This is a genomic window from Mesorhizobium sp. M0408 (genome assembly GCF_040321495.1).
Taxonomy (GTDB): domain Bacteria; phylum Pseudomonadota; class Alphaproteobacteria; order Rhizobiales; family Rhizobiaceae; genus Mesorhizobium.
In genome coordinates, this window is sequence record NZ_JAMYRO010000002.1 from 126,996 (window position 1) to 138,716 (window position 11,721).

The 11,721-nt window shown below is 62.4% G+C and carries 12 protein-coding genes; 11 read left to right on the forward strand and 1 reads right to left on the reverse strand.

Translation table 11 applies throughout. The features are described from left to right. The first annotated feature begins 136 nt into the window (after window positions 1–136). From NKI67_RS02775 to NKI67_RS02790, 4 genes are all read left to right on the forward strand, one after another. Window positions 137–4,495: a strawberry notch family protein gene (locus tag NKI67_RS02775; RefSeq protein WP_023674296.1), complete on the forward strand. Its 4,359-nt coding sequence runs from the start codon at window positions 137–139 to the stop codon at window positions 4,493–4,495. Next, window positions 4,495–5,541: a DUF7146 domain-containing protein gene (locus tag NKI67_RS02780; RefSeq protein WP_023674295.1), complete on the forward strand. Its 1,047-nt coding sequence runs from the start codon at window positions 4,495–4,497 to the stop codon at window positions 5,539–5,541. Before NKI67_RS02775 ends, NKI67_RS02780 begins: the two co-directional genes overlap by 1 nt. Before the next feature lie 313 nt (window positions 5,542–5,854). Next, complete coding sequence (locus NKI67_RS02785; protein WP_031211117.1) at window positions 5,855–6,790, forward strand: DUF2493 domain-containing protein; 936 nt, start codon at window positions 5,855–5,857, stop codon at window positions 6,788–6,790. Between the two features lie 849 nt (window positions 6,791–7,639). Next, window positions 7,640–7,969 (forward strand): DUF736 domain-containing protein, encoded by a 330-nt coding sequence (locus NKI67_RS02790; protein WP_023674291.1) that lies wholly within the window; start codon window positions 7,640–7,642, stop codon window positions 7,967–7,969. A gap of 193 nt (window positions 7,970–8,162) precedes the next feature. On the opposite strand, the gene NKI67_RS02795 is transcribed toward NKI67_RS02790, so the two are convergent. Continuing rightward, window positions 8,163–8,378: a helix-turn-helix domain-containing protein gene (locus NKI67_RS02795; RefSeq protein WP_023674290.1), complete on the reverse strand. Its 216-nt coding sequence runs from the start codon at window positions 8,376–8,378 to the stop codon at window positions 8,163–8,165. A gap of 126 nt (window positions 8,379–8,504) precedes the next feature. Between NKI67_RS02795 and NKI67_RS02800 the strand changes: the two genes are divergently transcribed. From NKI67_RS02800 to NKI67_RS02830, 7 genes are all read left to right on the forward strand, one after another. After that, window positions 8,505–8,783 carry a DNA -binding domain-containing protein gene (locus tag NKI67_RS02800; protein ID WP_023674289.1) on the forward strand — a complete coding sequence of 93 codons (279 nt, stop codon included), beginning with the start codon at window positions 8,505–8,507 and terminating at the stop codon, window positions 8,781–8,783. Between the two features lie 168 nt (window positions 8,784–8,951). Further along, complete coding sequence (locus NKI67_RS02805) at window positions 8,952–9,137, forward strand: transcriptional regulator domain-containing protein (protein ID WP_352455880.1); 186 nt, start codon at window positions 8,952–8,954, stop codon at window positions 9,135–9,137. 46 nt (window positions 9,138–9,183) lie between these two features. Further along, a complete protein-coding gene (locus tag NKI67_RS02810; RefSeq protein ID WP_352571244.1) occupies window positions 9,184–9,708 on the forward strand; it encodes a DUF2285 domain-containing protein in 525 nt (174 codons plus the stop codon). A gap of 114 nt (window positions 9,709–9,822) precedes the next feature. Continuing rightward, complete coding sequence (locus NKI67_RS02815) at window positions 9,823–10,113, forward strand: helix-turn-helix transcriptional regulator (RefSeq protein WP_023674287.1); 291 nt, start codon at window positions 9,823–9,825, stop codon at window positions 10,111–10,113. A gap of 17 nt (window positions 10,114–10,130) precedes the next feature. Further along, window positions 10,131–10,562, forward strand: a complete 432-nt coding sequence (locus NKI67_RS02820) for a replication initiator protein A (RefSeq protein WP_023674286.1) — start codon at window positions 10,131–10,133, stop codon at window positions 10,560–10,562. Next, on the forward strand, window positions 10,559–11,119 hold the full coding sequence (locus NKI67_RS02825; RefSeq protein WP_023674285.1) for a S26 family signal peptidase: 561 nt from the start codon (window positions 10,559–10,561) through the stop codon (window positions 11,117–11,119). Before NKI67_RS02820 ends, NKI67_RS02825 begins: the two co-directional genes overlap by 4 nt. Before the next feature lie 44 nt (window positions 11,120–11,163). Further along, on the forward strand, window positions 11,164–11,490 hold the full coding sequence (locus NKI67_RS02830) for a DUF736 domain-containing protein (protein ID WP_023674284.1): 327 nt from the start codon (window positions 11,164–11,166) through the stop codon (window positions 11,488–11,490). Window positions 11,491–11,721: the final 231 nt, after the last annotated feature.

The following is an 11,721-nucleotide window of genomic DNA, read 5'->3' on the forward strand; positions in this document are numbered from 1 at the left end:
GGATCGAAGAAGGATCGTTATCGGCAGGACCGCAGTCCAGAGGGGAGAGGCCGGCCAGGGCGGATTTGAGCCGGATTGGTCGAGAGAGAGGGCCGCCCGGTTCATTCCCGTTCCGCTCTCCTCGAGGTTTTTCTCCATGCTTGATGTTTCTTCGAAGACTGCCGCACCGGCAGTGCCGCTTCCGCTTGTCTCATCCCCGGCTGTCGAACCAGCTGCCGCCATCCACCGCGCGGCGCAGTTTCTTCTGCCCCATCTCGAACGCGGTCAGCGTGTCGACGCCTCGAACCTTCGCTCGGCCATGGAAGCTGCCTTCGGTGCCTCCGATGCGTCCGGCGCATGGGACTGGAAATCAGCCTATGACGCTTGCGAAGTCGCGACGGTGCTGTTCCTGCGCAAATACGGAAAGTCGCTTTTCCGCAAAGCCGGTTCTGCGGCCGCCGCACTTCCGATGCTGGGCAAGATTGCCGGCCTGTTCCCAACTCACACGCGCCGCTCCGAAGAGACCGAAGCGCTTCAGCAGTTCAGCACCCCCATTCCGCTCGGTCTGGCGGCCGTGACTGCCGCGGCAATCACCCCTGCCGACCGCGTGCTTGAGCCCTCCGCCGGCACCGGGTTACTTGCTATTTTGGCCGAGATCAGCGGCAGCACGTTGCTGCTCAACGAACTGGCCGAGGCCCGCGCCGGGCTTCTCTCATTGCTCTTTCCGGCTATCCCCGTCACTCGCTTCAACGCAGCGCAGATCGATGATTATCTCGATCCCGGCATTGCACCAAGCGTCGTGCTAATGAACCCGCCGTTCTCGGTTCTGGCCAATGTCTCGGGTCGCGTGTCCGACGCTGCCTATCGTCACGTCGCCTCTGCGCTGGCCCGGCTCGCCGAGGGCGGGCGGCTTGTCGCAATCACTGGCGCAAATTTTTCCCCAGAGCTGCCCATCTGGCGCGAGTCCTTCGTCAGGCTCCAGGAGCGCGGTCGCGTGGTGTTCACCGCCGCGATCGACGGCGCCGTCTACGCCAGGCATGGCACCACCGTCGAGACGCGGCTGACCGTCATCGACAAACTGCCGGCCGACAATCCAGGCACCTTTCCAGCATCAGCCGGCACGGCGCCCGATGTCGCCACACTGATCGCCAGGATTGGCGAGCACGTTCCCGCACGGCTGCCGGTCAGCGCTTCGGCTTTTGCGCCCGCCGTCAAGGCACTGGGGCCCACAGCGCACACGGTGCGCGGTGATCTCGCCAGATCCGCCGCTTCCTCTCCGGTGCGCAGCCTCGCCGACCCGGAAGGCGCCGAGCTTGCCTACGAGACTTTGGACTGGAGGCCTGCCGAAAGCAGGCACATCACCGATGGCATCTATGAGGAGTACGGGTTGCAGGCGATCCGCATTCCGGGCGCCCATCCGCATCCGACCAAGCTGGTTCAATCGGCGGCGATGGCATCCGTTGCTCCGCCGAAGCCGAGCTACCGGCCGATTCTTCCTGCCAAGGTTGTCAGCGACGGCCTCTTGTCCGACGCGCAGCTAGAAACAGTCATCTATGCCGGCGAGGCCCATTCGGAGTTCCTCGCCGGTTCCTGGACGGTGGACGACACCTTCGATCTTGTCTCTGCCGCGCGCGACGATGCCGCGCACGCCGTGCGATTCCGCCGGGGCTTCATGCTCGGCGACGGGACGGGCGCCGGCAAGGGCCGCCAGTCGGCCGGCATCATGCTGGATAGTTGGATGCAGGGCCGCCGCAAGGCGGTGTGGATCTCCAAATCCGACAAGCTGATCGAAGACGCCCAGCGCGACTGGTCTGCTCTCGGCATGGAGCGCCTGCTGGTCACGCCGCTGTCGCGGTTCCCGCAGGGCAAGGCCATCCGCCTCGATCAAGGGGTCCTATTCACCACCTACGCCACGCTGCGCTCCGACGAACGCGGTGAGAAGGTCTCGCGCGTGCGGCAGATCGTCGAATGGTTGGGCACCGACTTCGACGGAGTGATCATTTTCGACGAGAGCCATGCCATGCAGAACGCCGCAGGCGGCAAGGGAGAACGCGGCGACGCCGCCGCCTCACAGCAGGGACGCGCCGGGCTCCGCCTCCAAAACGCCCTGCCGAACGCCCGCGTCGTCTACGTCTCGGCGACGGGCGCAACCACCGTCCACAACCTCGCCTACGCGCAGCGTTTGGGCCTATGGGGTGGTGAGGATTTGCCCTTCGCGACCAGGGCCGAATTCGTCGAGACGATCGAGGCCGGCGGCGTTGCCGCCATGGAAGTGCTCGCCCGAGACCTTCGCGCACTCGGTCTCTATACGGCCCGATCGCTCTCGTACGATGGTGTCGAATACGAGCTGGTCGAGCACCAGCTTACCCCCGAGCAGACCCGCATCTACGACGCCTATGCCGGAGCGTTCAGCGTCATTCATAACAATCTCGACGCCGCGATGCGGGCCGCCAACGTCACAGGCGAGACCGGGACACTGAACCGTCGGGCAAAGTCGGCTGCACGTTCGGCATTCGAGAGCACGAAACAGCGCTTCTTCGGGCATTTGCTCACCGGCATGAAGACGCCGACCCTGATACGCTCGATCGAGCGCGATCTCCATCAGGGCCATGCCGCCGTCATCCAGATCGTCTCGACCGGCGAGGCACTGATGGAACGGCGCCTCGCGGAAATTCCAACCGAGGAATGGAACGACGTTCGCGTCGATATCACGCCGCGCGAACATGTCCTCTCGTATCTGCAGCATTCGTTCCCGGTGCAACTCTACGAGCCGTTCACCGACAGCGAAGGCAATTTGTCGTCACGTCCGGTCTATCGCGACGGCCAGCCCGTTGAGAGCCGCGAAGCGGTCGCCCGCCGCGATCGCCTCATCGAGCAACTCGCTTCACTGGCCCCCGTGCCGGGGGCACTCGATCAGATCGTACAGCGCTTCGGCACCGACCTCGTAGCGGAAGTGACAGGCCGGTCGCGCCGAATCGTGCGCAAGACCAGCACTCGAGGCATCGATCGCCTTGTCGTCGAAAACCGCGCCGGATCGGCCAATCTCGCCGAGGCACAGGCATTCATGGATGACTGTAAGCGCATATTGGTGTTTTCCGACGCCGGTGGCACTGGCCGCAGCTATCACGCTGATCTCACTGCGAAGAACCGCCGCCTTCGAGTTCACTATCTGCTCGAGCCGGGCTGGAGAGCCGATGCCGCCATCCAGGGCTTGGGGCGCACCAACCGCACGAACCAGGCGCAGCCGCCGCTGTTCCGGCCGGTTGCGACCGATGTGAAGGCTGAGAAGCGCTTTCTCTCGACGATAGCCCGGCGCCTCGACACATTGGGCGCCATTACGCGCGGCCAGCGCCAGACCGGCGGCCAGGGCCTATTTCGCCCTGAGGACAATCTGGAGTCGCACTATGCCCGCGACGCGCTGCGGCAGCTTTACCTGCTGCTGGTTCGCGGCAAGGTGGATGGCTGCTCACTCCAGATGTTCGAGGAAGCGACCGGCCTCACACTGACGGATTCCACCGGCATCAAGGACGAGCTGCCACCGATCACGACCTTCCTCAATCGGCTGCTGGCGCTTACCATCGCACTTCAAACCGTCCTGTTTACAGCCTTCGAACAATTGCTAAATGCGAAAATCGAGGGCGCCATCGCCTCCGGTGCCTACGACATCGGCTTGGAAACACTGCGTGCGGAGAGCTTCGTCGTCACCGAGCGACGCGTCATCCATGTCCATGCCGCCACCGGTGCGGAAACGCGACTGCTGACCATCGCCCAGCGCAAGCGCAATCGACCCGTTTCACTTGCCGATGCCCTCGCCCAGCTTCACGATCCCCGCGCGAAGCTCCTGGTCAACAACCGATCCGGCCGCGCCGCCGTACAGGTGCCAGCGCCCGCGCTGATGCTCGACAATGGCGAGATCGAATGGCGCGTCCGGCTGATCCGGCCGATGGAGCACCATCAGGCCTCATTGAAGATGATGGCGGAGAGCCACTGGGTTGAGGCTGAGCAGGCTGCATTCGCTGACGCCTGGAGTGTCGAGACGGCTGATGTGCCCGAATTCACGGACAGCACTATCCATGTCGTTGCCGGCATGCTGCTGCCGATCTGGAAGCGTCTGCCCAGGGAATTCTCACGTGTGTACCGGCTCCAGACTGACGATGGCGAGCGCATCATCGGTCGTCAGGTCCCGCCAGCATGGATCGCAGGCGCACTGGCAACAAGCTCGCCTTCGATCACAGCCAGTGATGCTTTCGTTGCGCTACTGGGCGGTCGAACGATCCTCGACCTCGCCGATGGTCTGCAGCTTCGGCGCAGCCGCCTCATGGGCGTCAGCCGAATCGAGCTGACGGGCTTCAACGACACAATGCGTGACCGTCTTTCGGCTTACGGCCTCTTCCGAGAGATCATCTCCTGGAAGCTGCGCATGTTCGTGCCCGCCGACGCATCTGGACCCGCAATTCTGGGCAAGTTGCTGAAGGGCTATCCAGTCCAGCGCATCGACACGCGGGAGGATGCGTGATGGCCCGCCACGATGCGTCAGAACTGGCGCACCGCCTCGGCCAGCAGGCTGAGGCGGTTTGTCGCTACTATCTTTCAAACGGGCATCGCGAGGGCCGCTACTGGCTTGTCGGCGATGTGCAAAACACGCCGGGCCGCTCAATGTTCGTGCGTCTCGTCGGGTCAGCGAACGGAAAAGGAGCCGCCGGCAAGTGGGCCGATGCGGCGACTGGCGAGCATGGGGACCTTCTAGACGTCATCCGCGAAAGCCGCGGCTTCAGCAACTTCAAGGACGTTGCGAATGAAGCAATGACGTTTCTCGGCTTGCCGCATCCCGAACCAGAGCAGATTTCTCCCCGGCCGAAATCGGTAGACACGCCATCCGGATCATCTGAAGCAGCGCGTCGGCTGTTTACGATGTCGCAGCCGATTGCGGGTACGGTCGTAGAGGCGTATCTGCGCAACCGCAGTATTACCGCTTTGCACGGGACCGAAAGCCTGCGTTTTCACCCGCGCTGCTACTACCGGCCCGACGAACACGCGCCGACTGAGACCTGGCCGGCGATGATCGCATCCGTCACCGATCTCGACGGCCATTTGACTGGCGCACATCGCACCTGGCTTGATCCTTCCGGCAGAGGCAAGGCATCGGTCGGTACGCCGAGGCGCGCGATGGGCGATCTTCTCGGTCACGCGGTTCGCTTTGGCCTGCCGGGCGACGTCATGGCGGGCGGCGAAGGCATCGAGACCGTCTTGTCGCTTCGATGCATCCTGCCCGATATGGCTATGGCAGCGGCACTTTCGGCCGCCCATCTTGCTGCCATGCTGTTCCCCCTCACGCTGAGACGGCTCTACATCGTGCGCGACGCCGATCCAGCCGGTAACGGCGCGCGTGACACCTTGATCGAAAGAGCGAATGCTGCCGGGATCGAGGCGGTCGTGCTCTCGCCGGCACTTGGTGACCTCAACGAAGATCTCTGTACGCTAGGCGTGGATGCCGTTCGAGCAGCAGTCCGTGTTCAGCTCGCCCCCCAGGACATCGCCCGTTTCATGGCAGTGGCGGAATAACTCGGAACGAACAGCCTGTCCGCTGTCGCTTGCATCGCTTGGATGCTCCTGAAGTCGGAGAGAACCGCGCCTGCGGGCCTTCGAGAGGGCGATCGGCCAGCAAACGACCCGGACCCGCAATGTCTCCGGCCGACTATTTTCCGGCGCGCTCCCCAAGGGAGCGCTTTCCATCGCGAAGCAAAATAGCCGGCCTTCACCCTCCTCCGCTGACACTCCGGCCCTTCGCTTCGCTGCGGGTGCAGGTCCGTCCCGTCCGCCGGCTTCCGTCGCCATGAAGGCCGCGAGGGTCGCGGTCCAACCGGCGGAGCATCCAATGAGCGAGCATGACGACTACGAACCACAGCACTCGTCTTCACCCATCGACCTCGTCCTCACCGAACTCCAGCTCTATGGCTACCGACCCTTCGCGGATGAGCCTGATCCTCGACCGCTTCCAGAGGGCCACTGCGTCGCCGGCGCGATCGCCGACATCTTCGACGCCCTCATCGTGGCACTGCAAGACACTCGCCTCGAGCCCGATCTCGACGATCTTCTGTGGTCGACCGTCAACATCTTTCACCGCGCCGCAGATCGGATCGAGCGCGAACTCGATCACAACGAGCAGGCGCAACGCCGCAGCCAGCGTGAGCAGGACGGCAGCGAAGTGAAATCCGTCGAGCTGGAACGCCTGACGGCCGAAGGGCAGACGCTGATCGAACGCCAAAGCGCCTTCGAACTGATGCGTGATCAGGCCGCGGAGCACTACGAGCGCCACACCGGATCGAGTTGGCGACCGCGCAGCGGATCGATGGTCAACCACCGCAACATGACCTCTGCGCTGATCGACAGCCGCGACTTTCTCAGCGCCAAGAAACGCGCCTCGCAGGAAGTCCTTCTGCCACCTGGCCCGAAAATCGCCTTCACCGCTGGGCTCGACTTCAATGACCACCAGCTGATCTGGGCCAAGCTCGACCAGGTCCACGCCAGGCATCCCGACATGGTCTTGATGCATGGGAAATCGCCGAAGGGTGGCGAAAAGATCGCCTCCTGTTGGGCAGACCGTCGCAAGGTACCCCAAATCGGCTTTGCCCCTGATTGGACAAAGCATGCCAAAGCCGCCCCGTTCAAGCGCAATGACGCAATGCTGGAGGTACTGCCGATAGGCGTCATCGTCTTTCCCGGGACCGGAATTCAGGACAATCTTGCAGACAAGGCAAAGAAGCTCGGCATCCCAGTCCTCGACTTCCGCCCCAAGGGAGGCGGCGCGTAAGCGCTGCCCGCCCCTACCCTTTTTTCGATTGTACGATACGGCCGCGATCGGGCAGCGCGTACTGTATTTGCAGCTCGCTGGAGTGCTTGGCCCGGGATGCCGGATCTCAGGCTCCCAGCGCCGCCCGTCTTTTTGCGATACTCAAGTCCGCGCCCTAGCAAAGGCGCGCGACGCCGTCACGCTTGCCGTCAACGTTTCAGCTGCGTCGCAGCTGGCATCACAGCTGCGAATAACGACGCCTGTTTAACCGAACAGGGCCTGGATCTGGGCGAACTCACCGAACAACCGGCGTGGGCAGGATGCTTTTTTCGGCCGTCGCATTGTTAGCGTCGTCGCTGACTCGGCATCGCGCGACGCACAGTTCGAATCCACCACGGCGTGCCGTCTCGTTCCAAAGATAGCGCATATCCGGTGGTGCACGTCAGCCGTGACTTGAACCATCACGTGCGTTTCTTATGCGCGTTGCTGACAACAGCTTGCGACTTCGCGATGCCTGTACAGAGGAGCATCGACGCCGGTGATCGTCGTAGCCGGGATTTCGCCAGCGACGGTATCGCCAGGTTCTCCGTTGATGTCTCTATCTGGTGGGCCGCTCCAAACGGCCTCTTTAATGGGCTGATCTGGCCGAAGGTCGGCTGCGCCTCGATCGCCTAAGCCGCAATGGCGCCGATCGACTTTCTTCCCCTGCCGGCTGCGCCGTCATTCCTCGCCAAACAACAAAGTCGCTTGGCTGCCATCCTCCGCTGGCGCTGCGGTCGCAAGCGATGCGGCGTCGATCGCCTCCGGCCCGCCGATCGCCATCGAGGCCGCAATGGTGCGGGCTCGAAACAGAGTTCAAGGAGAAAACTCATGGCGATAATCGGAACCTTCAAGAGGACCGGCAACAACGAGTTCACCGGCGAAATCGTCACTCTCTCGCTCCAGACCAAGAACGTCCGCGTCGTGCCCGAGACCAACCGCTCTGGCGACAGCGCCCCCAGCCACCGTGTCTTCGTCGGGCGGGTCGAGATCGGCGCCGCATGGTCCAAGCGCTCCAATGACGGCCGCGACTATCTCGGCGTGAAGCTGGACGATCCGAGCTTCACTGCTCCGATCTACGCCAACCTCTTCAACGATGAGGAAGGCGAAGGCTACAGCCTCATCTGGTCGCGCCCCAACGGCCGCCGCAACGCGGAGTAAGGCCCCGACCAAGGCTCCGCCCGGACGAACAGGGCGGGGCCGTCCTCCTTTTCACGACAAGATGAGCGCAGTCGCTGCGCAACGAGCTCCGTCGGACTTTGGGGCGACTACCTGTCGTGTTCCCGGCTGGAGACTTCATTCCTGCATGTTGCCTCGCCGATAATCGAAAATTCGCGGTGCTTCCCGCGTCAACTCACGGTGCCGATTTTCTGATCAACTCGCATGGGTCCACATTCAGCGCAGTTGCGATCCTCCCAAGAACACTGATGCTGGCCGAGACCCGAGCGCGCTCGATCGATCCGACGTAACGCATGCTCAGTCCAGAGCGGGCGGCCAGTTCCTCCTGCGTCACGTTCTGGTCATGGCGCAGACGACGCATGTTGGCCGCCATGATCTCCTTGAGATTCATGACGGATTAGGGACCAGAAAGGGAACTATCGTTCTAGGAATGATCGTTCCTATTCGCTATGATTGGTGCTCGATCTAAAGGACGGCTCCTTCGAGATCGCGATCGAAATATGAACGGTCAAATACCATGCTTAAACCGCTGCTCGATCCTGATGTCGCCGACATTGCGCCGGATGCCCCGGTCCTGACCGGCTATGACGAGGAGCGTCTGCTCACCTACATTCGCCTGCTTGACGCGGCAGCGGAAGATGCCGATTGGCGAGAGGTGGCCAGGATCGTCTTGCATATAGACCCGGAGCAGGAGCCGGAACGAGCGTTCCGGTCCTGGGAGACCCATCTTGCCCGCGCGCGATGGATGACGACCAGCGGCTACCGATATCTTCTCGCTGGCGGCGCTCCGCACTGACGCGGCCGGCGCTCCATTTTGCTGAATCGGCATAATGGTTTGCCGACTCTCAAACTATCCAACTTCCTTATCCCCCTGGAATGTTGACGCCGACGCCTCACATCCGGGTACGCGGAGAGGACAGGAACAGTGCAAGGCGATTGGACCGATCCGGCGGCGTATTCACACATGTGCAGCTACCAGGCTACGGAGTTCGCTGCCGAGTATCTGATCCGGAATGACGAATTCGTGGCAGAGTGCAGCCAGCTTGCATCGCAATTCGCTGGTTCTGGAGAACCTGCCGGTCAGCCCGATCTCGCCGCCCGTTGGGGCGCGCGATTTCAAAACTGCCGGTGCCGGACTTCCGAAAGTTGACAATATCATCTGGACAGAACAGGCCTCGCCGCGCGTGCTCAGGGTCATGCGGGTATCTGCATCCCATCAGACAGTTCGACCTTCCAGCCTTGGCGGAGCCAGCGTTTGGCCGCAGGACGAAGGCCTTCACATTATTTGGTCTACCTTAATTGGGAAAAGTTATCTCGTCGCTGACGACCGCGCCGGTGAATTCAACGCTATCCTTCTGCCGCTCGACGCTGCATTCGAGACGCGGCTCGATGCAGCGCGCCGGTTCTGGCGCGCACTGAACGGCCGGGCAGCCAGTCCATCTTACGGCGCGCTGCCGCAACAGACCAAGATCAGGCATATCCTCAATTTACGCGCACATGATGGTCACCGCACGGGTGCAACCTATCGTCAGCTCGCGGAGGTGCTGTTTTCGCAGGAGCCGATTGTGCCGCGAGATTGGCGTGATCATCATCTCCGCCACAAGGTCCGAGCTATCTTACGCCGTGCAGCTTTTTTAGTCGCCGGCGGCTATCGCGATCTTCTCTTCTACCCCCACAACCGCAGCGAAAAGTCCGGCCGCCGAAGTCCTTCTTCGGGGTAGCAAAAACGCGCCCCCCAATCTTTGCCCTCCCTCGCCTTTCCTCATTTCGATCATGGTCCACTTCGCGCGTCCCGGCAGGCCAGGACGACAGCAGAACCGAATGGAGATCGAGCGATGTCGAAGGGTCCCGCGGACGCGCCCCAAAAGTATTTGCGCACGAAGGAGGCAGCACCCATCGTCGGGCTCTGCGCCCGCACACTCGAAAAGCACCGGACCTACGGCACCGGCCCAAAATACCGAAAGGTCGGCGGGCGCGTTCTCTACGACATCAACGACCTGCACGCCTGGATAGAGTTGGGCGCACGCACTTCCACCAGCGATGCCAACGCGACCTATGTTCCGCCGGCAAAACCCCATGCAGCCCGCGCGCCCGCCTATGTCGGCAGGCGCGACCGCAGCTCCTGATCTGTGGCGCACCGAAAATGCAGTATCGCGAGACCGTTCAGCAGCAATTTGCGCTGCCTCATGTCCCCTCATCCGACTTCCCTCCACGCAGCACGCGGGACGTCGTGGCGTGGCAGCTCGTCTTATTGGTGAAATCCCGCCGCCTGACACCGATCCACTCTCATGCGCGCGAAGAATCGACCTGCGTAGAGGCGGCAAGTGTGCACGGCATGGCAACGATTTGGAACGCTGCCATCCTGGTCTGGGCTGTGTCGCAAAACATCCACGCGCAAGCCAGGAGATTGCAACCGCGCCGCCTGGTAGCGGCGAAACAGCAGCAAACCCTGACCTTCAGGTCGCCGCGTCAACGGCGGCACGTCCACAGCCGGATAGCCGCACGCGAGCAGCCGAGTCCATACACGGGCAAGCGTCTTAAAGCTTGCCTGCTGCGCCCCGGGATCAAGTCATGAGCAAGCGCACAAAGATCATCGCCACCATGGTTGGCGGCGCAGTGCTCGCCGCGGCGCCGGCATGGATTAGCCATCCGCCGATATCCATCTGGAACGCATCGGCGAGCATCCCCGTCGGGCTCTATCGCGTCCAGCCGGCCGACAAAATCGGTATTGCCAATATCGCCGTCATCATGCAGCCCGAGCCATTGGCGGCCTTCATGGCAAGACGCGGGTATCTGCCGAAAAATGTGCCGCTCCTGAAGCGTATTTTGGCACTCGGGGGCGCAACCGTCTGTCGCCAAGGCACAACGATCATCGTCAACGGCAAGACGTATGGACATGCGCGCGAGCGTGACAGTCGCGGTCGACCCCTGCCCATCTGGCAGGGCTGCCGCGACATTGCCGAGGCCGACGTCTTCCTTATGAACCCGGGTGCAGCCGACAGTTTTGACAGCCGCTATTTCGGCCCGCTCCCGCTCTCATCGATCGTTGGCCGTGCGGTTCCCGTCTGGACCACGGAGCGCACCACTCCGGTGCTGGATATCACCAACGATCCCCTCGCTAGCGAGCCGTGACGGCTCGGCTCGACGCGCACTAACACTCAGAAAGGAGCACTGCAATGACCCAGATCGGAACCTTCACGCGCAATGATGACGGCTTCTTCGGCAATCTCTCCACGCTAACAATCGAGGCGAAGATTGCCATCCTGCCTGCCGAGAAATCCAAAACCGAAAACGCGCCCGACCATCTGATCTATTGCGAAGGGATGGCGGTCGGTGCCGCTTGGGACCGCGCCGGAGACAAGGCTGGGGATTACCTCTCCGTCTCAATTGACGACCCGTCCTTTACGCAGCCGATCCGCGCCAAGCTGTTTCGGTCCGATGCAGAGAACAGCGTCTGGAGCCTGCACTGGAACCGATCATCGAAGCGCGACGGGCGAGGCTGAACAGATGCTTCTGGAGCCCTTCGACGAATCTTTCTCGCCAACCCTTTTGATCCATTGCGCGCCGGTCAAACCCTTCGATCCGACCGCCCGCGAGGCAGCCCAGAGGGGGCCGGACACTTGCTTGTGGCTGCGGACGCCGATTTCATCACAGTTTTGGCAAAGCCGGTTCGATCGGCGAGCCCCTGCCCTTAACGGAAGCGAACACCGTCGCAGGCTGGCAGCGCATCGGTT